This is a genomic window from Candidatus Methylacidiphilales bacterium, assembly GCA_025056655.1.
Classification (GTDB): domain Bacteria; phylum Verrucomicrobiota; class Verrucomicrobiia; order Methylacidiphilales; family JANWVL01; genus JANWVL01.
Genome location: JANWVL010000110.1, coordinates 150,188 through 175,141, shown reverse-complemented (window position 1 = coordinate 175,141; position 24,954 = coordinate 150,188). Strand labels below are relative to the sequence as shown.

Genomic DNA, 24,954 nt, shown 5'->3' with positions numbered 1-24,954 from the left:
GCGTTGTGGGAAGCGAGGAGTTGGGCAGAGAGTGTAGATGGACTGCCAGGATAGTAGATTTGGTTTCCGAGATATGCAGCGGGTGTGTTCCACGTGGCTGGATTTGTATTCAGCATGGGTGTATTGTAAACGGTGTAGGTGAAGACGCCTCCGCCATACGTCCGTGTCCATGGCGGTGGGTCATTGATCTCCGTGCTTGTAGGAGAAGCGCCGAAGGGTGAGGAGGCGTTGATGCCAGTATCGATCACGTAGGTGCCACCTGCGCCGGCGATGGTGCCTGCTGCTAGAGCGGCGCCGGTCATGGTTGCGACGCTGGGGCCGACACCGCCTTTCCATGCGTTGAAGGCTTGGACGATGTTTTGGGAGGCGCCGGGGGTGTTGTCACCGAAGAAGTAAGTGACTTGCGCATGAACTGAGGCTGTAGCGACAAACCATGATGTGAGGATGAGGAGCCGTGTGGTGTTCATGGTTGTGGTCTTAGCACACATTGTTGCTTGATAGCAAGGAGCTTAAAGTAAAAATTTTGATGAAGAATTGTCACAGAAATGAGATATTTTTCCGCATTGGCGGCAGGGGGATTTTCTCTAAGTGGGTAAGGCAAGGGTAATGGGTGTTTATTTTACTAAATTTTAGTGAAAAACATCATTCTGGATGTGGTCTTTCGAGGATTGTGTTGAGAGGAATTTGGAGGTCGTAGGCGAGATTGGCGAAATCTTCTGGAGGTGAGGCTGTGAAGGTGAGGCGACGGCTGTCTGCGGGATGGTCGAAGGCGAGACGATAGGCGTGAAGCATTTGCCTGGGGATCGGCGGGAGATCGGGGAGTTGAGCGCGGCGGCCGGCGTAGAGGGCATCGCCAAGGATCGGATGGCCAAGGTGGGCGAGATGCACGCGGATCTGATGGGTGCGGCCTGTGTGGGGACGGCAGAGGAGGAGGGCAGCTTGGGGGGATTGGTGCAGGAGACGATAGTCGGTGAGGGCTGGGCGGCCGGCGCCGGGGAGGACGGCCATTTTTTTGCGTTGCGTGGGGTGACGGCCGATAGGGCCTTCGCAGCGGCCTTGGGGGTGACGGAGAGTGCCGTGGACGATGGCGAGGTAGTGTTTTTCGACGGAGCGTGAGGCGAATTGGGCAGCGAGGAGGGCATGGGCGTGGTCGTGCCGAGCGATGAGGAGAAGGCCGGAGGTGTGGGCATCGAGACGATGGACGATGCCGGGACGATCGGAGCCGGCCCGGGTGGAGAGGGATTGAGGGCCGTAGCGGGCGAGGAGGAGTTGGGAGAGGGTGCCGCGAAAATGGCCCGAGGCAGGGTGGACGACGAGGCCGGGAGGTTTGTTGAGGACGATGAGGTGGTCGTCCTCGTAGAGGAAGGCGGAGTCAGGGAGGCGGTTGTGCGTTTCCCCCTCTTCCATGGCGGCTGAGGAGGGAGCTGCGTCGCAAGGCACAGCGAGATGAAGAGTGGTGTGGAGAGGAGGCGGCTCGGCGCAGGAGAGGAGAGGGACGCCCTCGGAGGTGGTGAGGCGGCCGGCTTTGATCTGGCGTTGGATCCAGGTGCGGGAACGGCCGGTGATGCGAGCCAGGGCGATGTCAAGACGGGTGCGAGCGAAGGGTTGGAGGGCTTCGGGCGAGATGACGGTGGGGGAACTAGGAGGCAGAATGGCGGACATGATGGGGGACGTTGGCAAACGTGGGCAAAAATGTAGCAGAGAGGCGGTGTGCGGTCGAGACCCTGAGGCAGGCTCGAAATGGCGCAGGACGACCCAGGGAAGAGGGAAGGCGCAGTGGCTGGAGCAGGGTGGAGCGGGCAGGAGGACGAGAGAGCGGACGTTGCGGGGAAAAAGGAGGCTTGACGTGGGGAAGAGAGAGACTAGGTTGGGCATGGCTCAAAGTTCTGTGTCCAAGAGGAAGTGGTGAGCTGAGTAGGTTCTCCACTTTTTTTTTGCTTGGACATGGCGGTTTGGGCCTAGAGAGAAGTGAGTATGAGTCAAGAAATTGCGGCGATATTTGATTACCTGGAGAAAGACCGGGGCATAAAGCGGCCACTAGCCGTGGAGGTTGTGCGGCAAGGGCTCGTGGCGGCTGCACGGAAGTGTATGGGGCAAGAGACCAATGTGAAAGTTGAGATCGATGCCAAGACGGGGAAATACAAGGTGTTTGCCCCGCTGAAGATCGTCGAGCACGCGACGAATGACCCCTCGAAGATTTCGCTCGCGCGGGCCCGTGAGAAATATCCAGAAGCACAAGTAGGGGAGGTGCGAGATTTTGAAGTGATGCCGAAAGATTTCGGGCGGATCGCGGCGCAGGTCTTCAAACAGACGCTAAATCAAAATCTGCGGCAGATCGAGCGAACGATGATCTATGAAGAATTTAAGGACCGAGAAAACACAATTGTGATGGGCACCGTGCGACGCATCGACCACGGCGACGTCTATGTGGACTTGGGGAAGTATGAAGCTTTGTTGCCCGCTAAGGAGCGAATCGCAGGCGAAGATTTGCAGCCTGGCGACCGTATTCGGGCTTACGTTTTATCCGTGGACAATAGCGGACGGGGAACGGGCATTACGTTATCCCGCAGTCACCCGAACTTTGTGAAGAAGCTTTTTGAGTTGGAAGTCACCGAACTAGCCGACGGCACAATCACGATCAAAGCCCTAGCACGCGAAGCAGGATATCGCACGAAAATCGCCGTGGCCACAACCAAGGAGAAGATTGATCCAGTGGGGGCTTGCGTCGGTGTCCGCGGAGCGCGAGTGAAAAATATCGTGCGCGAATTGAATAATGAAAAAATCGACTTGTTCCGATGGACAGATAACGTCAAGGAACTAGCAGTGGATGCCTTGAAGCCCGCAAAGCTCAAAAATGTCGTCGTAGATGAGCAAAATAAGCGGCTCAAGGTGACTGTAGATGAGGATAACTACTCACTCGCGCTCGGACGACGCGGACAAAATGCGCGCCTCGCCTCCAAGATTTTAGGTTACGAGATAGACATCATCAAAGAGGAAACCGGAACAGCCGGATTCGCCGAGAAACTCGCACGGGCAACCCAAATGCTCTCTCAAGATTTAGACATCCCTGCAGACATCGCGGAGAAAATTTTAAGAGCTGGATTTAGTTCAGGAAAAGAGATCACTCTGATCGAAGAATCGGACTTCCTCGAGGCCACGGCAGACCTCGATCCCGAGTTAGCAAAGAAAATCTATCATGCTGCCTTGAATAAATACCAAGAAACGCAGGAGGAATGATCAACCCTTCCCTTCCCCTTCGCTTGAAGCCCACCTATGCCAGCCAAAAGAAAACATATTGACCCCACCCTCGATCAAGAGGACTTAAACGATGCCGATAATCCAACGGCCACGGTGAAAAAAAAGAAAAGCAAACCCAAACCGGCCGACGAAGCTCTCACCGAAACCTCTAAAAAAAACCCTACTACCACCGCTGCCCCCAAGAAATCTTCAAAAGACATAAGCGAATCCCAATCTCAAACTCACGTCCAAGAACCAAACCCTGATTCAAAATCTGCCACCAATTCGAACTTAAATATTATCAGTCAACTCCGTGCAGCAGCCGCAACCAAAACCACTTCCCCAACCCCTCGCCGACATTCCCTGCTGACCTCCCTAGAGGAAAAGTTAAACACCCCTCCCAATCCCCCCACAACACAAACCCCACCGCCTCCAAGCAATCCCCCTTCCCCTTCCGCTGCCCCCTCTCCAGCGACTTCTGGCCCCACATCTCATACCTCGCCTCCTCCCTCCTCCCCTCCGCCTCCTGGAGCATCCCAAGCCACTCTCGTCCCCGCAAGCAAATCATCCACCGATAACAAAACCGTCGTTATCAAACCCCCCATCGTCGTCAAAGAGCTTGCAGTCGCACTCGGCCTCAAGCCCTTCCAGCTCCTCCACCACATGATGGAGCTCAATATCTTCGCCACGCTCACTCAACCCCTTGAAGAAGAAGTTGCCCGTAAAGTCTGCAACAAACTCGGTTTCACCCTACAAGTCGAAAAACGCGATAAACAAGCCTCTCAGCAAACCTCCCCCACTCAATCAACCCAGCCTACATCAAAAATCCATCCCCCCAAACACCCCCCACAACCCACCGCACCGACCGACATCCGACCACGACCTCCGATTATCACCTTCATGGGACACGTCGACCACGGCAAGACCTCCCTACTCGACTGCATACGAAAAACAAAAGTCGCTGCTGGTGAAGCCGGAGGCATCACCCAACACATCGGCGCCTATACCGTCGAACACAACGGACAACTCATCACCTTCCTCGACACCCCAGGCCACGAAGCTTTCACCGCCATGCGCGCCCGTGGCGCCAACATCACAGACATCGCCGTCATCGTCGTCGCAGCCGACGACGGCATCATGCCACAAACCCTCGAAGCCATCAATCACGCCCGCGCAGCCAAAGTCGCCATCATGGTAGCCATCAATAAGATCGACCTCCCCAACGCCAACCCCATCAAAGTCAAATCCCAACTCCAAGAAAAAGGCCTCGTCCCCGAAGAATACGGCGGCGACACCATCGTCTGCGAAGTCTCGGCCACCAAAAACATCGGCATCGACCACCTCCTCGAAATGATGCTCCTCCAAGCCGAAATGCTCGAGCTCAAAGCCGACTACCACCCCCCCGCACACGGCCGCATCATCGAATCACAACTCGAACAAGGCCGCGGCCCCACCGCCACCGCCATCGTCCAAAAAGGCACCCTCAAAGTCGGCGATGTCATCATCTGTGGCCCCTACTACGGCCGTATCAGAGCTCTCATCAACGATAAAGGCCAAAACGTCAAAACCGCCACCCCAAGCATACCCGTCCGAATTCTCGGCTTAAACGGTGTCCCCACACCCGGCGAAAGCTTCGAAGTCAAAAAAGACGAACGCGAAGCCCGCCAAATTAGTGAAGAGCGACAAGAAAATCTCCGCAAACAAAAACTCGACCAAGCCCCGAAGATCACCTTGGAAAACATCTTCCAAGCCATGAGCGGAAACCAAAAGAAAACCCTCCGCATCCTCCTAAAATGCGACGTCCAAGGTTCCCTCGAAGCCATCCAACACCAGCTCAACAACATCAAAAGCAACAAAGTTGACCTCGAAATCATCCATGCCGCAGTCGGCCCCATTAGTGAGACAGACATCATGCTCGCAAAAGCCTCCGGCGGCATCGTCATCGGATTCAACACAAAAACCGAAAGCAACGCCGTCAACGCCGCAAAGCGAGAATCCGTCCAAATCAAACTCTACAGCATCATCTATGAGCTCGTAGATCAAGTCAAAGAAGCCATGTCCGGCCTCCTCGATCCAGAGCTCCGCGAAACCATCATCGGCACAGCCCTCGTCAAAAAAGTCTTTCAACTCAGCAAATTTAACGTCGCCGGATCCATCGTCCAAAACGGCCGTATCCTCCGCAACGCACGCGCACGCGTCCTCCGCAACAAACAACCTGTCTACGACGGCAACATCGCAACCCTAAAACGATTCCAAGACGACGTCAACGAAGTCCGATCAGGCCTAGAATGTGGCATCCGCCTAGGCAACTTCAACGAATATCAAGAAAACGACATCATCGAATGCTACCAACTCGAAAAAATCCCACAAAGTCTCTGACCTATCCAACCCCTCCCTCCCCCCCACACTCATGAACACACAACGCACCCTCCGAGTCGGAGAACTCATCCTTCACCATCTCCCCACCCTCATCCGCCAACACACCGACCTCGAAGGACACTTTATCACCATCACCGAAGTCGATGTCACCCCCGATCTCCGCCAAGCCCACATCTACTTCTCCATCCTGAACTCAAACATCCCCCACACAGACATCCTCGAAATCCTCCAAAAACACCGCCACCCGTGGCAACAACAACTCGGAAAAATCCTCAAAACAAAATTCACCCCCTGCCTCACCTTCCACCTCGACGACGAGCACCAACAAAAAACCCTCCGCCTACTCGACATACTCGATCATCTCGAACCCAACAGTTAACCACACCCATTCAAAAGAATTAAAAAAACAAAAAAGTTTCCCCCCAAAATAAATCAGGCAATATCCCGAGCATGAATGCTCCCCAAGCCCCTTCCCCCATCGAGAGCCCAAAAGAAATCCTCGAAAGCATCTTGGGTCACCTAGGCTTCACATTTGAAATCCAAGAAACACAAGAACTCGAAGGCCCCACACTCAACATCTTCACCCGCGAACCCGGCCGCCTCATCGGACGCAACGGACACACCCTCGAAGAGCTCGAATACCTCCTCAACCGCATCATCGAATCCCAACACGAAATCCACTCCCCTTCCCCCGAACGCAAAAAAAACGAACACCCAAAAATCCGCATAGACGTCGAAAACTACCGCAAAACTGAACGCGACCAATTCCTCGCACGCTGGAAAGAACGCGCAGAAAAAGTCCGTGCCACAGGCCAACCCATCAAACTTCCCCCAATGAACTCCTACAACCGTCTCCTCATCCACCAATACTTCAAAGATGACCCCGATATCCAAACCCGCAGTGAGGAAATCAACGACCGTTCCGGTCTAAAATGCATCATCATCGAACCCCGCAAAAAATAACCCACACCCCCCCAAAAACTCCATGAAAAAAGCCCTCATCACCGGCATCACAGGCCAAGATGGCTCATACCTCGCAGAGCTCCTCCTCAGCAAAGGATACGAAGTCCACGGCATCATCCGCCGCTCCAGCTCCTTTAATACAGAACGCATCGATCACCTCTACAAAGACCGCCATGAAAAAGACGTGCGCTTATTCCTACACTACGGAGACCTCACAGACTCCTCAAATATCATCCACCTCCTCTACGACATCCGCCCAGATGAAATCTACCACCTAGGCGCTCAAAGCCACGTCCGCGTAAGCTTCGACATGCCCTTAGCCACAGCCGACATGACAGCACTCAGCACCACCCGAATCCTCGAAGCCATGCGACAAGTCGGCATCAAAAGCCGATTCTATCAAGCCTCCAGCAGCGAAATGTTCGGCAAAGTCCAAACCGTCCCACAAAACGAACAAACACCATTCTACCCACGCAGCCCCTACGCCGTCGCCAAAGTCTATGCCTACTGGATCACCGTCAACTACCGCGAATCCTACAACCTCCATGCCAGCAATGGCATCCTCTTCAATCACGAAAGCCCCCGTCGCGGCGAAACCTTCGTCACACGAAAAATCACACGCGCCGTAGCCCGCATCAAAGCCGGAATCCAAAAAGAACTCTACCTCGGCAACCTCGATGCAAAACGCGACTGGGGCTACGCCCCTGAATACGTCGAAGCCATGTGGCTCATGCTCCAGCAAGACAACCCCGACGATTACGTAATCGCCACAGGCGAGACCCACTCCGTCCGCGAATTCGTCGAAGAAGCATTCGCCTACGTCAACCTCGACTGGAGAGATTACGTCCGCTTCGATCCACGCTACCTGCGCCCCGCAGAAGTCGACCTCCTCATCGGAGACGCCTCCAAAGCCAAAAAACGCCTCGGTTGGGAACCCAAAGTCCGATTCAAAGAACTTGTCAAAATAATGGTCGAAGCCGATTGTGAACTACTCGATCGCCAACTCAAAGGCCTTGATATCCGTGCCTAACCCATGGAAAAAAACGCCCCGATTTACGTCGCCGGTCACCGCGGACTAGTCGGCTCAGCCATCGTCCGCGCACTCCAAAAAAAAGGCTACAGCTCGATCCTCACCCGCACACGAGCTGAGCTTGACCTCAAAAATGCAGAAGCCGTCGCAACCTTTTTTGAACAACATCGCCCCCAATATGTCTTCCTTGCTGCAGCCAAAGTCGGCGGCATCCTCGCCAACGATACCTATCCCGTTGATTTCCTCCTAGAAAATCTCGCCATCCAAAACAACGTCATCTCCGCAGCTCATCGCTACGGCGTTCGCAAACTCCTCTTCCTCGGCAGCTCATGCATTTACCCCAAGTTTGCACCCCAACCCATACCCGAAAGCGCCCTCCTCAACGGCCATCTAGAGCCCACCAACGAAGCCTACGCCATCGCCAAAATCGCCGGTATAAAGCTCTGCCAAGCCTACCGCAAACAATACGGCTGCAACTTCATCTGCGCCATGCCTACCAACCTCTACGGGCCCAACGACAACTATCACCCTGAGCATTCCCACGTCATCCCTGCTCTGATCCGCAGATTCCACGAAGCACGCATCAATCAACACCCAACCATCACCATCTGGGGCACAGGCACCCCACGTCGAGAATTCCTCTACTCAGACGATCTTGCAGATGCATGCCTCTTCTTAATGGATCACTACGACGACCCAGAAATTATCAACGTCGGCTGCGGCCAAGATATCACAATCGCAGAACTAGCACATCTCATCGCCAAAATCACAGGATACACCGGCAAACTGATTTTCGATCCGAGCAAGCCCGATGGCACTCCGCGTAAACTCCTCGATATCTCTAAAATCCAAGCTCTCGGCTGGAAAGCCACAACACCCCTAGAAAAAGGCCTAGAAGCCTCCTATAGTGATTGGTTACAAAAAAATCAATCTCTGAAATAACAACCGTTGTGCTTCATGCTTTCCCGCAAACAACAATTTTACTATCAGATCCTCCAGCTCATTGATGCATTCCTCCTCTCATTCGCCCTCTACCTCGCTTTCTGGCTTCGATCCGAAGTGATGCCCTACTTCCTACTCGAGCCCATAGAAAGCATCACTTTTTACAACTACCTCTGGCTCATCGGCATAATCCTTCCCCTAGGCCCGTTATTACTCGAGTTTAACGGCCTCTACCGCGGCAGCATGATACGCCGCCTGCGCCAGCTCATCTGGCCGATCATCCGTGCCATCGCCTTTCTCACCCTCGTTTTAGCTGCTACCACCCTCGCTCTCAAAATCCCAGAAAACGTCATGAGTCGTGGCGTCTTTGTCGCCTACATCCCTTGCTCCACGGCATTAATTGTTCTCCGCGAGTATCTCTTCCGTCGCTGGCTCATCCAAAAAAGCCGCAACGAAGCCGATCGCCAGCATATCCTCATCTGCAGCGATGCCGCCTCTTTTCATCGTTGGCAAAATGAATTTCAATCACAACCCATCTCCAGCTATGCCATCAAAGGACACATCTCACTTGAGGATGTTCAACGCGAAGAATTCCTAAAACGCCTCCACCAAGAAAACATTGACCTCGTCGTAGTCGAGCTACACGAACGCCATCTCCACACATGCAGCGAAATAGTTCAAGCTTGCGAAACAGAAGGTGTCGAAGTCTGGGTCACCGCCGATTTCCTTCGCACCTCCCTCGCTCGCCCATCTTTCGACAAATTTTACGGCCGTCCCCTCCTAATCTTCCGCACTACCCCCGACAGCTCTTTCCAGCTCCTCTGTAAAAGCCTAATCGATCGCATCGGAGCATTAATTCTCCTCATCACTCTCTCACCACTCTTTCTCCTGATTGCTGCGGCTATCCTCGTCACAAGTGGACCTCCCATTTTCTATTCGCAACCTCGAAGCGGACGATACGGCCGCGTCTTTCGTATGCACAAATTCCGCACCATGATCAAAGATGCAGAAAAGCTGCAACCCGAGCTCCAAGCTAGAAATGAAATGCGCGGTCCAGTTTTCAAAATTGAAAACGATCCACGCATCACCCCCATCGGCCGTTTCCTACGGCGCTGGAGCCTAGATGAGCTACCCCAGCTATGGAACGTCTTGCGCGGAGAAATGAGCCTCGTCGGCCCACGCCCCTTGCCCGTCTATGAGACTGAAAATTTCTCCGACTACTCGCAACGACGCCGAATGAGTGTCCGCCCCGGCTTGACCTGCCTATGGCAAGTCGCTGGACGCAACGAAATCAAAGATTTCAGCGACTGGGTGCGCCTAGACCTCGAATACATCGACAACTGGAGCCTCTGGCTGGACATCCAGATCCTCCTCCGCACCATCCCCGCAGTATTAGCAAGACGTGGCGCTAAATAAATCTCTGGCTTCACACACCGATATCCTCATTCCAGAGCGCAGGATGTCTCGCAATAAAGTCCCGCATCAGAGCCATACAAGCTTCATCCTGTAACACGCAGACATCGACCCCCTCTCGAGCAAGCCAGTCTTCTGCACCACGAAACGTCTGATTTTCCCCCACCACCACTCTTGGAATCTTATAGAGAATCACTGCTCCGCTGCACATCGGGCAAGGCGACAACGTGGTGTATAGAACACACTCACGATATACAGAGGCCGTACGACGCCCGGCATTCTCCAGGCAATTCATCTCAGCATGATGAATCACACTGCCACGTTGCACGCGCTGATTATGCCCGCGGCCAATCACCTCACCGCGATATACCAGCACAGATCCAATCGGAATGCCTCCTTCAGCCAGCCCCTTCTTGGCTTCTTCTAGGGCTAGTGACATATAGTGCTGATCCATTTGCATAACGTTTATCCTTCTAACCCGGTTGTCTCAGGCCATCCCATGCGACAATTCAAAATTTGAATAGCCTGCGATGCAGCGCCCTTTCCCAGATTATCAATCGTCGAAAAAACAATCAGCCGCCCCGTGCGTGAATCTAGATGCCACGCTATCTCAGCACGATTCGTGCGTTGAACGTTGCGCATATCAGGCATGACTTCTGTAGCGCGCATCACGGAGATAAACGGCTCACTTGTATAGTCTCGTTCATAAGCAGCATGAATTTCCGCCTCAGATACATTGGCCTTAAGCATAACCACAATCGTAGTCCAGATGCCCCGATGCCACGGAGCGAGATGAGGTATAAAGGTCACACACACGTTCTCTTCGGCTGCAAGCGAAAGTTCTTGCTCAATCTCACTCACATGCCGATGTAACGGCAAGCCGTAGGCACGAAAGTTTTCGTTTACCTCTCCAAACAAGTAAGCCAGGTCTGCCTTTTTTCCTGCCCCACTTACGCCGCTGGCAGAGGTTATGGTGATGGAGTTAGCCTCGATGAGCTTTCGGCGAAGCAACGGAACAAGTGGAAGGAGAATACTCGTGGGATAACACCCCGGCGCAGCTAGCAAATTGTATTGGGGAATCATCTCGCGTCTGATCTCTGGAAGCGCATAGCAAGCTTGACTAAGTAAACTCGGCGCGGGATGAGGATGGCCATAAAAGGCCTCATAACGTGCAGCCTCTCGCAATCGAAAATCCGCGCTCAGATCAATAACAATCTTTCCCATCTGAATAAGCGGAACAGCATATTCAGCCGCCAGCCCATGCGGAACGGCCAAAAAAAAGACTGAAGCAAGATGAGCCAACTCATCCAGGTGTGGATTGCTAAAACGCAGGTCAGTTTTGCGAGGAAGCGCTGGGATTTTGCGTTCAAGCAGTTCACCTGCGTTTTGGCGCGATGTCACAGCCTGAAGCTGTAAATGCGGATGGCGAAGGGTAAGACGGACAAGCTCCTCCCCTGTGTAACCGGAGGCTCCAATAATGACGACAGGTGTGAGGGACACGACTTATCGTTTGGAGAACTGGAAGCGCTTTCGGGCGCCAGGTTGTCCTGATTTCTTACGCTCCTTAGCGCGAGGATCACGGGTGAGAGCGCCGATTTTTCGAAGGATGGCTTTATTTTCGCTATTGATTTTGACGAGGGCCCGCGCCGTGGCCAGCTTGAATGCTCCTGCTTGACCCTGCAAGCCGCCACCTTCGGCTCTGGCCTCGATATCAAATTTGCGAATGCTGTCAGTAGCCTGGAGGCTCTTTAAGGCCTCAAGCTGCATATTTAGAGTGGGGAAATATTCCTCAAATGGACGCTTGTTTACGGTGATGATTCCTGTGCCGGGCTTCACACGGGCAATGACGACAGCCGTCTTACGGCGACCGACTGTCTCGATGTAGGATGAAGTAGCATTCATGGTATTCGATTAAAGAGTTACCGCGATAGGATTTTGTCCAGCATGAGGATGCTCCGGACCCGCGTAAACACGCAATTTTTTAAGGACAGCTCGACCAAGCCGATTATGTGGAATCATACCTTTAACGGCATTCTGGATGAGCAGTTCAGGCCGCCGCATTCGTCGTGCTTTAACGGTCTCTGCCTTATGACCTCCAATGTAGCCCGAATAGCTAGTATAAACTTTTTGTGTCTCTTTCTTACCTGTGAAAACGGCTTTAGCTGCATTAATCACAATGACGTAGTCCCCCGTATCTACGTGGGGTGTGAAGGTCGGTTTATTTTTACCGCGAAGTATAACTGCTGCCTTCGCAGCAACACGGCCCACCACTGCATTATTCGCATCAATCAGATACCAGCGAGGACGTTGCTCTTCCTTCTTTGCGCTATACGTCTTCATACCAAAGGAGCACAGCATAAAAGCGAAATCAGGCAGCGTTGTCAAAGCATTTTGCAGACACCCTCCCCCCTCACACGTCAGGCACAAGCCACAACCTTAGATGAAAGGGAAGACACCTCCGACTCTCGACTCTCGATAAATCTCGGCGCAAACAGGTTAATTTTTCTTAAATACCCAAAGCTTGACAAAAGACGAATGGCAGGAAATGTTGATAGCCAGTATGAATTCCAAACAGCCCACCGTTCTCCCAAAGCAAAAATTTCGCGCATTCACCCTCGTCGAGCTTTTAGTCGTCATAGCGATCATCGGCATTCTGGCGAGTCTCGCTTTGCCAGGCATCACCAACGCTGTAAATGAAGCTCAAATGACGGCTGCCATCAATAATCTACGTCAACTCTACACCATTGCCATGCAGATGTCTCTCGACGCTAGCACAACGGGCAGCGATCGCATCGGTTGGCCAGCCAACATTACTAATCCCTCTCCCCCCTCCAATTGCTCCGCCTACTACCGAATAATGCAAGAAAACGACTACATTTCACCACGTGAAATTGTCAGAATCGTTGTTGCCGCCGGTGTGCCAGTATTTTCCGGCGCAAACAATGCGACCGGCCCTGTTGATATCCCCTCTGCAAACAATGCATTTCGGATCGGTTTTGTCTCGGATGCGGATCCAGGCACTACAATATTTGCCACTACCAAAAATAAAAGCCTTCCCTGGGGCACGGGAGCTCTCACCAAAACAGCTCCTTTCGGTGAAAAAGGCTTTGTCTTCATTAGAAAAAATGGCGAAGCCCAGAAAATGAAGAAATCCATGGCCACGCAGATGGTGCAAGCTGACACCCCCCCTACTGCTCCCAATTGGCTGGATTAATCCCAATTCTCTGCACAAGCTACCCTTCTTTCTTCCGTTTGGCTTGGAGATCCCTTGCCCGTCAATTCCCGCCGCAAAATGTGCGACGCCTACTCTCTTCCCATTTACTGCTTTTTCTTCTTCTTGGCGTAACAGTTTCACCAGGGTTTTCAATGCCCGCGACTGTAGTGCGACATGACATTCCTGAAGCAATTGTCGGTTTGGATATTCTGGAAGACAAAGTCCGTCTAGCATGGCAAAGCGCACTACTCCGACTCACAGATTCACAATCTGAAACCACAGCATGGAGAAAACTTGGCCTTTCTCGCCGCGATCACGTCGGAATCAAAATTTCCACCCTCGGCGGCCGCCTCAGTGGCACTCGAATCGAACTTGTGAAAACCATCATCCAAAGCCTTCGTCAAGCTGGCATCAGCAAAATCACTGTGTGGGACAAATGGCAACGCGATATGGAACATGCTGGCTACCTTCCCCCCTCTCATCATCTCGATGCCCATATCACCTCGATCCTTCCATCACCTCCGGGAATGAGTCGCAAAGCCTTCATTGACTACCCACTCGTCGGAAACCTTGTCCCAGGCGATCTAGATTTTTTAACAGAATACCAAAGAGATCGCCTACGCCCCGAAAAATTCAAGGATCGCAAACGTTTCTTTGACCTCAAAAACGGCACTAGCAGGCGCTCGTATTTTGCCCACCCGCTTGTCCACACTTTTACTCAAGTCATCAATGTTTCTGCCCTCAATCATGATAATCTCTATGGCATACACGGCACCTTAGTCTCACTCGCTCTCGGCAGTGTAGACAACACCCTGCGCTTTACCCAAGGCCCTCGCAGCACAGACGAAGCGATCGGAGAAATCCTTGATCATCCTATTTTGAAATCAAAAGTCCGTCTCCACATTCTCGACGGTCTTCGCATCCAGTTCGCTGCTGGACCTCGTCAACACGCCGAATTTTCCCGACCTGCTGGAATCATCCTCCTTAGCCAAGACCCTGTCGCACTCGATACCGTCGGCCTCGAGCTCCTAAATGAATACCGCAAGGAAGCTCAGATGCCTCCCCTTACCCCCCAACCAGGCCATCTAGCCGCAGCCGCTGAAATTGGCTTAGGAGAAGCAGACCGCAGTCGAATACAAGTCCTCCGCTGATAGAACTAACGCGCACCGCGCCCAAAAAGCATCACGAAAATAGTCTTCAAAAAAATCGCTGCATCCAAAACGAAAGAGTAGTTCTTAATGTAATACAAATCGTATTTAAGTTTTTCGACGGCATCTTTCTCACTTTCCCCATAAGGATAGTTCACTTGTGCCCAGCCCGTAATCCCAGGCTTGACCAGATGCCTCAAATGATAATACGGAATCTTACTTTCATAGTGCTCGACCAATTTCGCCCATTCCGCCCTTGGCCCGATTAAGCTCATGTCTCCGATCAACACATTCCAAAGCTGAGGCAACTCATCTAGCCGCATCTTCCTCAGCAAAGCACCCAGCGGCGTCACACGAGGATCATTTTTCCGCGTGTAAACATCTCCCTTCTCCGGATCAGGATTGTGGATCATCGTTCGAAGCTTATACAACGTAAATGGCTTACGATATCGCCCTATCCGTGTCTGCTCGAAAAAGGCCGGTCCAGGACTCGTCAACTTAATCAATCCCGCAAGCACTAAAATAACGGGAGCAGCAGGAAGCAACAACAACAAACTCAGCCCAATATCGATCAATCGCTTAGCCTTATCGAAAGCTTCCGTCCGCGCCAGACTTAAATTATCCTCCAACGCCCATACCAAGTCCACGCGCTCCACAGGCAGCTTCTTCCAATACATACTCGAAAATGACTCCAACGTAAAAACAGGTATCCGCTTTAAATAAAACGACAAAATGCGATCCAAAAACTTCTCCGACAAATGCTCCGGATCAAAACACAAAATGATCCCTTCACACCGCTCGTCTACCTGATCAAAAGCTTTTATCGGATCACTCCCAATCTCAATCGTCTCACCTTTTCCCACCACCCGCTTTCCCCAATCAGCCTCAGTCAACCCCACCAACACAAGCTTCTGTGGCTGCTTAGCCTCCTTATAATCTCGATAAAAATCCTCCAACTCCTTCGCCCCACCGACCGCCAAGAAGTAATTTTCCCGATTATAATCCACCAGCCGATCACTCAAAAATCGCCGATAGGTCAACGACAAAGGAACAAACGACACAAAAGCCAACAACACCGCACCCCGGCTCGGCATCATCACCGCTGCATACGAGGTGAAAACATAAGCCCCCACCAACACCACTAAAAGCGCTACACCCCCAGCCAATATATGCTCAATTGTATAACGCAAGCTTTGCATATCGTTACGCCGATCGTATCCAGAGATAACGAAAAACATGAGACTGATCGCCCCCAGCGATATTAACAACACATCCGTAGCAAAAGCCTCAGGATCAAAGATACTCTGCCGCACGTATAGCGCCGCGGCGTAATAACATGCCGAAAACGTCGCCCAATCCAAAAGCAAAAGCGTTGTCGTATGAAATCGCAGCGGTGCATGTAAGACTTTTGTTAACATCACATCCTCTAATCAACATTCAACAAAACCCCCATCTGAATCATAATGCCTCCTCTTCCTAGCAGACTAACAAAAATTCTCCTTCCGTGAACCCTAAACTACTCCCCCTCACTTCCTTCTCCAACCCTCAGCACAGGCTGCTCAGACTCAATCGCACCCACCGTCCCAAGACCCTGAAGTTTCCGCTCCACAGCACGAGTCCGCGTCTCCACTTTCTCAAGCTCTTTACTCGCTTGATCAAAACGCGCCTTCACGGCTCCAACCCACTCCGCAAACTTTCCGAATTCCACACGGACTTCGTTCAACACCCGCCACACCCGAGCCGATTGCTCTTGAATAGCCAGCGTCTTGAAGCCGATCTGCAGGCTATTCAGCAGTGCCGTAAAGGTCGTCGGCCCAGCCACAACGACCCGATACTTTTGCTGTAGCTCTTGCACAAGTCCCACCTGACGCACGGCCTCAGCATACAACCCCTCAGTCGGTAGATACATAATAGCAAAATCCGTCGTGCGTGGAGGTCGCAAATATTTCTGCGAAATCTCCTTAGCCGCTTCTATAACAGCTCGCCGCACCTCTCGAGTCGCAACCTCGACGGCCGCACTATCCCCTCTTTCTGAAGCCTCTACAAGCCGTTGATAATCCTCCATCGGAAACTTTGAATCTACCGGCAGCCACACTTCACTCTCCCCCTCGCGCCCAGGAAGCCGTATCGCATACTCCACGACTTCCCGTGATTGAGGATCCGGTTTAACGTTCACCGCATACTGATGCGGAGCGAGCATCTCGCTGATCAAAACGCCCAGTTGAATCTCCGCCCACGTGCCGCGCTGCTTCACATTCGTCAACACGCGCTTCAATTCTCCCACGCCACTGGCAAGCGACTGCATTTCCCCTAATCCGCGCTGCACAAGCTCAAGCCGTTCTGATACGACTGAGAAAGATTCGCTCAACCGTTTATCTAACGTGTTCTGCAGACGCTCATCCACTGTGTGTCGTATACGATCGAGCTGCACGGCGTTATCTTCTTGCAAGCTTCTCAAGCGACCTTCCACAGTCGCTCGCACCGCATCAAGCCGCTCTTCGATCCGTTGTCCTAGCCGATCCAGTGTCTCTTGCAGACGCGATTGAAGCTGATGCAAAACTTGCTGTTGCATCTGATGAGCCGCTTCCGTGCGTTGACTCAGATTAGCTGAAAAATCCAGCAGACTCCGCTGCACAGCCTGACTGCCCTCTTGCGCTTGTTTTAATAGCACCTGCGTCTCCTCCCTTGATGCAGCCTGTAACTCTTGCCGAAACAAAGAAAACTCTTGCTGAAAATAGGTTTGCAGCTCTCCGATGCGCTCACGCACAGCGATTAACAAAGCTTGCCTCGCATTTTCTTCTTTTTGGGCTAAAGCATCAGCCATTTCACGAAACTGCCGCCTGAAAATCCAAATGATACCTGCCGCTAAAATTCCCCCCAGGCATGCAAAAGCGATAATTTCGATTAACATAAATCCTTGTTAGCCCACCTCGAAGCGTTAGAAAAGGAACGTCTATGCAATATCGCCGCTTAGGCCGATCTGGTCTTAAAGTCTCTGCACTCTCCTTTGGCTCTTGGGTCACTTTTGCTCAGCAAATCTCTTACGAGACTGCCCGCGATCTCATGCGCACGGCTTATGACCACGGCGTGAATTTTTTTGATAACGCCGAGGCCTATGCCATGGGACGCTCCGAAGAAACCATGGGCGCAATCCTCCACGAGCTCGGTTGGCCACGCGATACCTACATCCTCTCCTCAAAAGTCTTCTGGGGAGGCGATCGCCCCACACAAGTCGGCCTCAGTAGAAAACATATCACCGATGCCTGCCATGCAGCCTTGAAGCGCCTTCGCACGGATTACCTCGATCTCTATTTTTGTCATCGTCCTGACCCCGATACTCCGACAGATGAAATTGTGGAGACAATGACTCTCCTGATTCGCCAAGGCAAAATTCTCTACTGGGGCACGTCTGAATGGACAGCCGCACAGATTGCAGAGGCCGCTGGCATCGCTCGATCCACGCACGCCATTGCCCCTACTATGGAGCAACCCGAATACAACCTCTTTCGCCGCCAACGCGTCGAGATCGAATACGCGCCACTCTATTCCTCAATCGGCTTAGGCCTCACCACCTGGTCCCCCCTTGCCTCTGGTCTCCTCACTGGAAAACACCAAGCCTGCCGCCCCGCAGAAGGTTCCCGCCTCAGCATGGAGATGTATTCATGGCTTCGCCAAAAGACCATCGATCATCCCTCCTTTCCACAAAAAGCCCAAATCATCCAACAACTTCAAGCTTTCGCGCACTCCCTTTCTATCAGCCTTCCGCGCCTTGCCATCGCATGGTGCCTAAAAAATCCATATGTGTCCACGGTCATCCTCGGTGCTTCCCGAGTGGAGCAGCTTCAGGAAAACTTACAAGCCCTCAACGATACTGAGAAACTCACACCCGAGGTGCTAAATCAAATCGAACAAATAGTCGGCAACAAACCTCTCCCCTTTGATAATCCATAGCCCTGCACCATGTCACGATTTAATCTTCCCCCGCAACTTTTTTCCGGCAACGCCAACCGTCCACTCGCTGAAGCCATTGCCCGCTGCCTCTCCGTCGAGCTTGGAGTCGTCAACGTAACCACTTTCCCCGACGGCGAGACCTTTGTGAAATACCACGACAATATCCGCGGTCGCGACCTCTTCATCCTGCAGCCCACTTCGCCCCCCACCAATCACAACATCATGGAGCTGCTCATCATGATCGATGCAGCTCGGCGCGCGTCCGCCGCGCGGATTACCGCCGTGATCCCGTTCTACGGTTACGCCCGGCAAGACCGCAAAGATCAACCACGCGTCCCGATCACAGCGAAACTCATCGCCAATCTCCTTGTCGCCGCGGGAGCCAACCGCATTCTAGCCATGGATCTCCATGCCCAGCAGATCCAGGGCTTCTTTGATATTCCCGTGGATCATCTCTACGCTGCCCCCGTGATTTACAAATACGTGCAAACGCTCGGCCTTGAGAATCTCACCGTCGTCTCTCCAGACGTCGGCGGGATGAAAATGGCATCGTATTACTCACAGATGCTTCACGCTGGCCTGGCTCTAGTCGTGAAACGCCGCACGAGCGCTACGGAGACTGAAGTGCAGTTTGTCGTCGGCGACGTAAAAGGTCGCGACGTCCTCCTAGTGGATGATTTGACGGAGACTGCCGGCACACTCACGAGCGCGGCACGCGTTCTAAAAGAACATGGTGCTCGTCGCATTTTCGCGGCCGTTTCTCATGCGATATTGACGGATCTTGCCATTGAGCGATTGATGCATTCGCCCATAGAAGAGCTGATCACCACCAATAGCACACCTGTAAAATGCCCAGCGGGCTGTAATATTCGAGTTCTCGACGTAGCGCCCTTACTGGCCGAAGCGATTGATCGCATCCACGCCGATCAATCGATCTCTTCACTGTTTGAAATCAAGAACTCAGCGAGCTAAGCCGCTCGATCACTTGCCGTGCGTAGGCTTCGCTGTTTTCAGCATTTAAGAGGGCGGAAACGATGACCACACGCTGCGCGCCGGCTGCAATTACAGAGGGCAACCGCTCCAGCGTGATGCCTCCAATGCAAAAAAGTGGGATGGGATCGATGTAGTGGGTAGCTTCTCTGATCTTTTCAAGGCCGATCGGAGGGTAATCCGGCTTGGTCTGAGTAGAGTAGAGTGGTCCGAAGCCGATGTAATCCGGCTGCACGATTTTTGCTGCCCTCACTTGATCTAGACTGTGCGTGGAGAGTCCGACAAGGCGTTGTGAACCAATAATCATGCGGACGTCTGAGACTGAGAGATCGTCTTGACCGACGTGGACTCCATCTACGGGGAGTTCGGCTGCCCATGCAGCGTAATCGTTTAAGATTAAAAGTCCCCGTTGCGCGTGAATTGTAGGGGCTACAAGCTCCACGAGAGAGCGAACGCGATTATGGGATTCGTTTTTTAAGCGGAGTTGAAAAAGCCTCACTCCTGCGCGAAGAAGCTCTGCAGTTTTTTTTATGAAGGCAGAATCAGAGGGGAGATAGGCGGAATCCAAAATCGCATAGAGGCGAGATTGGCGAAGTATTTTTTGGCGTTGAGGTAATTTCATGGCTGCGACTGGGCTGATTGTCGCTCTCGAGCCGCTCGCCACTGCTCAAAAGTCATGATTTCAAGTGGTTTTTGTTTTTTTTGCTGACGCTCCTGGTTAGTCAAATCCATGGCGCGGAGGTAAGCGCGATATTCTTGCAGTTCTCGTTGGTCTCGGCTTCGTCGATCTGTGCCGATGGGGAAAGAGACGGAGGTGCCTACGCCTACGCCGATTCCGCTGGATCGCGAACCCCACCCTGTGCCGACACCGATGCCGACGCGCATATCGGGACCGCGAGCGCCTCCCCATGTGGGTTGCTGTTGGGCACATCCCCCCAAGGCGACACAAATTGCTAGACTAAGGGGGAGATAGAAGGCTGGCTGTTTCATGTTATAGAGCATACGTTTTGCGCTTCAAAATGCAAACGGACTGTATCTTGCTATAATCAGGGATTGTCGTAGGCTAGGCCGAATATGGCAGGGCGACTTGGTATCATTGCGGGGCGCGGCAAGTATCCGGCAGCGGTGGCGCGTTCTGCTCGAGATCAAGGGGTGGAGGTGAAGGTGGTTGCTTTTTATGATGAGACGGATGAGGAGTGGGTCAAGAATTATGATACGACGTGGTTGCGGGTGGGGCAGTTGGGGAGGATGTTGCGTGTCTTGGAGGATGGGGGGGTGGCGGAGGTGATTATGGCGGGGCAGATTCGGCCGGCGAATTTGTTTGAGCTTCGGCCGGATTGGAAAGCCTTGATGTTGCTTGCTCGGTTGAAGGAGCGGAATGCGGCTTCGATATTTGGTGCGATTGCAGATGAGTTGGAGGCGCGGGGGATAAAGGTGTTGCCGGCGACTCGTTATGTGGAGCATTGGCTGGCGAAGAGCGGCCATTGTGCGGGGCCGATACCGAAAGAGCGGACGTTGGAGGATTTGCGGTATGGGTTTCAAATCGCGAAAAAAATAAGCGAATGGAAGATCGGTCAGGCGGTGGTGGTGAAGCAAGGGACGGTCTTAGCGGTGGAGGCGTTTGAGGGCACGGATCCGATGATTCGACGGGGTGCGGAGCTTGGGAAACGGAAGGGGTGTGTGTTGGTGAAGGTGAGTGAGCCGAATCAGGATATGCGATTTGATGTGCCTGTGGTGGGCGAGCGAACGGTGGAATTGGCGCGGGAGTATGGTGTGACGGCGATCGGTGTGGAAGCGGGGAAGACTTTGATTATTGATCCGCCGGCAGTGGAGAGGTTGTGCGAGTCGTATCGGGTGACGTTGTGGGGGATGGAGTCTCCGTCGGCTCTAGGGGCGGAGCTGTCGAGTTGATGGGGACGAGGTCGAGGTCTTTATTTTGGAGGCGAGGAATTGTGATTTCGGTGTCGTTGGCTAGGTTGCGGATGATGGCGTTTTCCGAGGTGGCTTTGATGAGGCGGTATTGTTGAGATTGGAATTCGAAGTCTTCGCCTTGGCGGACGCGAATTTCTTGGTTGGTGCGACCGGGGAGCAGGGGGATCAGGACAGCGCTGGAGTCGGGGGAAATCGTGATTTTATTTAATACAAGGGTGATGGGGACACCGATGCGCTCATCGACGATGTCGAGCTCCGAGACGTCCACTTCTTCGGTGAGATTGGTGGATTCGTTGAATTGTGTCTGGCGTTTGGGGCGGTAGGCGTCGATGATGAAATGTTGGAAGACGCGGTCGCGCTCGGGTAGGAGTTTAGCGGCTTCGGGGGTGATCATGCGTTCTTTGATGCGTTTGTTGAATGCTCGTAGGGTGCGAGGGAATCGGGGGTTATCGTCCATGAGGTTGATTTGAAATACTTCTTGTCCGTCGAGCATGTTGACGGCTTGGAAGCGGAGGCGGAATGGGATGATTTCAAAATCCTTGAGGCGAAGTAGCTCGGTGTAGTCGGGATGTTCCTGGGGATCGGATGGGGCTGTGTTTTTTCGATATTCGTAGAGGTTGCTAAATCCATCTTGGTCGGAGTCGATGAAGGCAATTTTCGGGATACGCCAGTTAATTCGATATTTTTCGAACCAGCTTATGGGGATGCCGTCTATTTCGAGATTGCCTTGGATCAGCTCGGCTTCGTTGCGATCTGGGAAGTATAGCCACATGCGGGGGATGAAGAGTTGATTGGGGACACCGGGTGGGGCAATCCACTCTTTGGGTTCCGTCCAGGGAGATTGAATGGCTTGGAGCTCTTCTTTTGTGGGTGGGGTGAGATTTTTTTGAGGGGGTTTTTTGAGGTTGGGGCCGCCGATTTCTTCAGGGGTGGGGAATGAGGTGGCTTTTTGAAAAAGCAATGCGGCAGCAATCAAAGAGAGGAGGATGAGGAGGAGATGATGCCAGTGGTTTTTCATGGATTCTGGGCAGGGGGATTGGATTTGACGGAGATGTGCTCGGTGCCTTGAGTTGAGGACCATTCGACGAGGTCAGAGCGAAGGGTGACTCTTACGGTCTCATCCCCGAGGGCAAGGATCGGAACGGTGGGATCGCTTTGCTCAGCGGATTGGGTTTGAAAGTCGCTTAGGCGAGGGATAGAGGTGCGTGAGCTTTTGATTTCAAGGGCGCGGGGAACGAGGAGATAGGGTGATTTATGTAGTGCATTGAGTGCTTTTCTGAGGCTCTCGGTGCGGGCGCTGAATTCGATTTCGATGGGGATGTTGGTGTAATGGCCTGAGGTGCTAAGGCTGGAGGATATGGGGAGATAGTCGGGATGAGAGGCACCGCGAACGCTAGAAGATTGAGGTTCCGCTGGATCAGGGGCTCTGCGGATGGCGTGAATTTGCTCGATGCCAGCTTGGTAGAGGGTGAGGACTAGCGTTTCGATGGCGAGGAGTTGTTTTTGAAGGAGAGGAGTCGCTCGATCGGGGGGGTTGATTTCACTGTTGTAGAGGGAATAACCGAAGTAGAAATTTTGGGGGAGGCGGATGTTGTTTTCCTTGGCTTTTTGGGTCAGTTGTTTGACTTTTTCTGCGAGTTTTTCTTTGAAGTTGATGGCGTTGATTTCACGGATGGGCTTGAGTGTTTCGATACCGGTGTGGAGGAAGGGTTGAAGATTTTTTTGGAGTGAGTTGTAGTCTTGGAGGGTTTGTTGGATGGCTTGGACGTTAAGGTTGACGGGCGTGAAGCGGCGTCGGAGGAGCTGTTGTTGTTGCTGGAGGACTTGGGTAAGCTCGCTTTTCTTCTGTTCTAAGATTGATTGGAGTTGCCATAGGGCGATGGTGCCGAGGAGTAGGATTAAGGCATAAGCAGCGATCCATGGCCAAGGGAGGGGGGGAAATTTAGTTTTCATAGGGCGTGATCGCTAGGGCTGGATGGAGAGAGGGGTTTTGAGTTTGATGCGGAGTTCGTAGCTCCAGCCGAGGGCGTCAGAATCTTGTGGCGTCTCAGTGCTGATAATGGCTTCGGTGATTTTTTCGGGGTTGATATCGAAGAGAGGGGATTCGGCGAGGGCTGAGACGAAGGTGTTGATGACGGCGGGTTGTAGATTTTTTTCAAAGAAGCCTTTGATCTTGAGTTGGTTGATTTGTGTGGGAGGAGCGGGCTTGGGGGATGCATCGGCTTGTGGTGCGGTTGTGCCAGAGGGAGCTGCTGAAGGTTTGGGGCGAGAAGGTGGTGGAGCTGGTTTTTCAGGTGGGACGAGCTCATTCAAGCCGTAACCGTTGAATTGAGGAATAAGTTCAGTGATCCAGACACCGACGGGAATGCACCGGTGGAGTTCATTAAGGATTTGATGCCAGAATTGGCGTTGATCGCCGAGGATTTTGGCTTGATCGAGGTAGTGTTGGAGTTGGTCGAGATTTTTTTCGAGGGGTTCAAGTTGACTTGCGGTGGCCTGATATTGAGCATTTTCAGCTTGGGCTGTTTCAAGGAGTTGCTGGGTGATAGTGATTTCTCTCCAGACGGCTGTAGCACTAAAGGTGAATAAGAGAAAAAGGATGATTAGACTCGCGACGAGGTATGGGGCACGTTGACGCTCTGCGATTTTTTGCTTTATCCATGGAGTGCTGAGAGTAATTTCTATTGGAGCTGATCCTGCAGCCCGCAGAGCCAGTCCAGTAAGCTCGCTCAGGAAGAAAACTTTGGATCGGAAAGCTTCACGGTCTATCGAGGGATGGAGGCTGATGTTTTTTAAGGGATTAAAATATTCAACACTCAGCTTCATCTTTTCGGCGAGAAAGAGATCGAGGTAGGGAATCATAGCCGTGCCGCCTGTGAGGTAGATTCTCACTGGGGAGGCTCCGTTTTGTTGCGTGCGGTAAAAGTTTATCGAACGGGTGAGCTCACTGTAGAGCTTGAGCATGGTGTTGCGAATAAGATGGGAGATGCGAGTCGAGGTAGGATCGCCGGTGTCGGCATAGTCGTTACCGAGATTGACGTAACCTTTGCCCTTTTTGAGCGTCTCTGCGGCTTGGAAAGTCTCTTGGAACTCGTTGGCGATTTGTTGAGTGATGTGATTGCCAGCAATGGGGACGGAACGGGAATAAAAAGTAGATCCCTCGATGAAGAGGAGGTTTGTTGCTTTTGCCCCAAGATCGAGGATTAAGACAGATTCGGGATGATATCCGTAGTTAAAACGGTAGGCGTTGTAAAGGGCTAGAGGGCCAGCATCGGCAAATTGGACATGAAGCCCAGCGTTGGCGATGGCACGGCATTCTGGTTCCAGTATTTCTTTTTTAACGGCGACAATTAGGGCTTCTTCTCCATCTCCACTACGTGAGGGAACCATTTGATAATCCCAGGCCATTTCTTCGAGTGGAAAGGGGATGATTTGTTGCGCCTCAAAACCGATGATTTTTTCGATTTGGGCAGCTTCTACTGGCGGCAACTTGACAGCCCTCATCAATGTAGATTGCGACGAGATGGTGAGGAAAGCTTCTCGGGCTTGAGATTTGTATTCAGAAAGGAGCTGTTTGATGATTTGGGAAATTTCTGTGGAACGATCTTCCGAAGAGGAATTACGTTGACGAAGCTCTTGTTGTCCAAAGTGGACTAGAACGATGCCGTTCTGTTTATCGATAGAAAATTCCGCAAGCTTAATTGCATGCGACCCGATATCTAGGGTAAGTATTCGCTTGGACATATTGCATCATC

25 protein-coding genes are annotated in these 24,954 nt (G+C 52.5%); 12 read left to right on the top strand and 13 right to left on the bottom strand.

Going from position 1 to position 24,954, the window contains the following annotated elements; genetic code table 11:
- The coding region (locus NZM04_07510) for a hypothetical protein (GenBank protein MCS7063872.1) at positions 1-467 on the bottom strand (467 nt) is incomplete at its 3' end.
- A 175-nt stretch (positions 468-642) separates the two neighbouring features.
- Positions 643-1,875 carry an RluA family pseudouridine synthase gene (locus NZM04_07505; protein MCS7063871.1) on the bottom strand — a complete coding sequence of 411 codons (1,233 nt, stop codon included), beginning with the start codon at positions 1,873-1,875 and terminating at the stop codon, positions 643-645.
- A gap of 99 nt (positions 1,876-1,974) precedes the next feature.
- On the opposite strand from NZM04_07505, the gene nusA reads away from it, so the two are divergent.
- The 7 genes from nusA (at position 1,975) to NZM04_07470 (ending at position 9,967) form a co-directional block, all read left to right on the top strand.
- Positions 1,975-3,237 carry a transcription termination factor NusA gene (gene nusA / locus NZM04_07500; GenBank protein MCS7063870.1) on the top strand — a complete coding sequence of 421 codons (1,263 nt, stop codon included), beginning with the start codon at positions 1,975-1,977 and terminating at the stop codon, positions 3,235-3,237.
- 36 nt (positions 3,238-3,273) lie between these two features.
- Positions 3,274-5,616, top strand: a complete 2,343-nt coding sequence (gene infB / locus NZM04_07495; protein ID MCS7063869.1) for a translation initiation factor IF-2 — start codon at positions 3,274-3,276, stop codon at positions 5,614-5,616.
- 31 nt (positions 5,617-5,647) lie between these two features.
- Positions 5,648-5,995, top strand: a complete 348-nt coding sequence (locus NZM04_07490) for a ribosome-binding factor A (GenBank protein MCS7063868.1) — start codon at positions 5,648-5,650, stop codon at positions 5,993-5,995.
- Between the two features lie 71 nt (positions 5,996-6,066).
- Complete coding sequence (locus tag NZM04_07485) at positions 6,067-6,579, top strand: hypothetical protein (protein ID MCS7063867.1); 513 nt, start codon at positions 6,067-6,069, stop codon at positions 6,577-6,579.
- Positions 6,580-6,601: 22 nt separating this feature from the next.
- Complete coding sequence (gene gmd, locus NZM04_07480) at positions 6,602-7,609, top strand: GDP-mannose 4,6-dehydratase (GenBank protein ID MCS7063866.1); 1,008 nt, start codon at positions 6,602-6,604, stop codon at positions 7,607-7,609.
- 3 nt (positions 7,610-7,612) lie between these two features.
- Entirely contained in the window at positions 7,613-8,551 is a 939-nt protein-coding gene (locus tag NZM04_07475; GenBank protein ID MCS7063865.1) for a GDP-L-fucose synthase, read from the top strand.
- Between the two features lie 15 nt (positions 8,552-8,566).
- Complete coding sequence (locus NZM04_07470) at positions 8,567-9,967, top strand: sugar transferase (GenBank protein MCS7063864.1); 1,401 nt, start codon at positions 8,567-8,569, stop codon at positions 9,965-9,967.
- Positions 9,968-9,977: 10 nt separating this feature from the next.
- On the opposite strand, the gene NZM04_07465 is transcribed toward NZM04_07470, so the two are convergent.
- Genes NZM04_07465 through rplM form a run of 4 tightly spaced genes read right to left on the bottom strand, consistent with a single transcriptional unit; the run spans position 9,978 to position 12,304 of the window.
- A complete protein-coding gene (locus NZM04_07465; protein MCS7063863.1) occupies positions 9,978-10,418 on the bottom strand; it encodes a nucleoside deaminase in 441 nt (146 codons plus the stop codon).
- Between the two features lie 11 nt (positions 10,419-10,429).
- The gene (gene argC, locus NZM04_07460; GenBank protein ID MCS7063862.1) at positions 10,430-11,464 is read right to left on the bottom strand and encodes an N-acetyl-gamma-glutamyl-phosphate reductase; all 1,035 of its coding nucleotides are present in this window, start codon (positions 11,462-11,464) and stop codon (positions 10,430-10,432) included.
- Positions 11,465-11,467: 3 nt separating this feature from the next.
- Complete coding sequence (gene rpsI / locus NZM04_07455; GenBank protein MCS7063861.1) at positions 11,468-11,866, bottom strand: 30S ribosomal protein S9; 399 nt, start codon at positions 11,864-11,866, stop codon at positions 11,468-11,470.
- A 9-nt stretch (positions 11,867-11,875) separates the two neighbouring features.
- A complete protein-coding gene (rplM, locus tag NZM04_07450) occupies positions 11,876-12,304 on the bottom strand; it encodes a 50S ribosomal protein L13 (protein ID MCS7063860.1) in 429 nt (142 codons plus the stop codon).
- Between the two features lie 220 nt (positions 12,305-12,524).
- On the opposite strand from rplM, the gene NZM04_07445 reads away from it, so the two are divergent.
- Together NZM04_07445 and NZM04_07440 are read left to right on the top strand one after the other, a co-directional pair.
- Complete coding sequence (locus tag NZM04_07445) at positions 12,525-13,178, top strand: type II secretion system GspH family protein (protein MCS7063859.1); 654 nt, start codon at positions 12,525-12,527, stop codon at positions 13,176-13,178.
- A 152-nt stretch (positions 13,179-13,330) separates the two neighbouring features.
- Positions 13,331-14,329 (top strand): DUF362 domain-containing protein, encoded by a 999-nt coding sequence (locus NZM04_07440; GenBank protein MCS7063858.1) that lies wholly within the window; start codon positions 13,331-13,333, stop codon positions 14,327-14,329.
- Positions 14,330-14,334: 5 nt separating this feature from the next.
- On the opposite strand, the gene NZM04_07435 is transcribed toward NZM04_07440, so the two are convergent.
- Positions 14,335-15,744 carry an exopolysaccharide biosynthesis polyprenyl glycosylphosphotransferase gene (locus NZM04_07435; GenBank protein MCS7063857.1) on the bottom strand — a complete coding sequence of 470 codons (1,410 nt, stop codon included), beginning with the start codon at positions 15,742-15,744 and terminating at the stop codon, positions 14,335-14,337.
- 98 nt (positions 15,745-15,842) lie between these two features.
- Positions 15,843-17,237, bottom strand: a complete 1,395-nt coding sequence (gene rmuC, locus NZM04_07430) for a DNA recombination protein RmuC (GenBank protein ID MCS7063856.1) — start codon at positions 17,235-17,237, stop codon at positions 15,843-15,845.
- Positions 17,238-17,281: 44 nt separating this feature from the next.
- On the opposite strand from rmuC, the gene NZM04_07425 reads away from it, so the two are divergent.
- Entirely contained in the window at positions 17,282-18,277 is a 996-nt protein-coding gene (locus NZM04_07425) for an aldo/keto reductase (GenBank protein MCS7063855.1), read from the top strand.
- A gap of 9 nt (positions 18,278-18,286) precedes the next feature.
- On the top strand, positions 18,287-19,249 hold the full coding sequence (locus tag NZM04_07420) for a ribose-phosphate pyrophosphokinase (protein ID MCS7063854.1): 963 nt from the start codon (positions 18,287-18,289) through the stop codon (positions 19,247-19,249).
- Here NZM04_07420 and thiE read toward each other — a convergent pair.
- Complete coding sequence (gene thiE, locus NZM04_07415; GenBank protein ID MCS7063853.1) at positions 19,230-19,889, bottom strand: thiamine phosphate synthase; 660 nt, start codon at positions 19,887-19,889, stop codon at positions 19,230-19,232. The two genes, NZM04_07420 and thiE, sit on opposite strands and share 20 nt — an antisense overlap.
- A complete protein-coding gene (locus NZM04_07410) occupies positions 19,886-20,269 on the bottom strand; it encodes a hypothetical protein (GenBank protein ID MCS7063852.1) in 384 nt (127 codons plus the stop codon). The genes thiE and NZM04_07410 overlap by 4 nt, the downstream gene beginning before the upstream one ends.
- A gap of 72 nt (positions 20,270-20,341) precedes the next feature.
- Here NZM04_07410 and lpxI point away from each other — a divergent pair, with 72 nt between their 5' ends.
- A complete protein-coding gene (gene lpxI, locus NZM04_07405; GenBank protein MCS7063851.1) occupies positions 20,342-21,178 on the top strand; it encodes a UDP-2,3-diacylglucosamine diphosphatase LpxI in 837 nt (278 codons plus the stop codon).
- Here lpxI and NZM04_07400 read toward each other — a convergent pair.
- Genes NZM04_07400 through pilM form a run of 3 tightly spaced genes read right to left on the bottom strand, consistent with a single transcriptional unit; the run spans position 21,078 to position 24,943 of the window.
- Positions 21,078-22,217, bottom strand: a complete 1,140-nt coding sequence (locus tag NZM04_07400) for a hypothetical protein (protein ID MCS7063850.1) — start codon at positions 22,215-22,217, stop codon at positions 21,078-21,080. The two genes, lpxI and NZM04_07400, sit on opposite strands and share 101 nt — an antisense overlap.
- Complete coding sequence (locus NZM04_07395; protein MCS7063849.1) at positions 22,214-23,152, bottom strand: Amuc_1100 family pilus-like protein; 939 nt, start codon at positions 23,150-23,152, stop codon at positions 22,214-22,216. The genes NZM04_07400 and NZM04_07395 overlap by 4 nt, the downstream gene beginning before the upstream one ends.
- A 12-nt stretch (positions 23,153-23,164) precedes the next feature.
- A complete protein-coding gene (pilM, locus tag NZM04_07390; GenBank protein ID MCS7063848.1) occupies positions 23,165-24,943 on the bottom strand; it encodes a type IV pilus assembly protein PilM in 1,779 nt (592 codons plus the stop codon).
- Between the last annotated feature and the right edge of the window lie 11 nt (positions 24,944-24,954).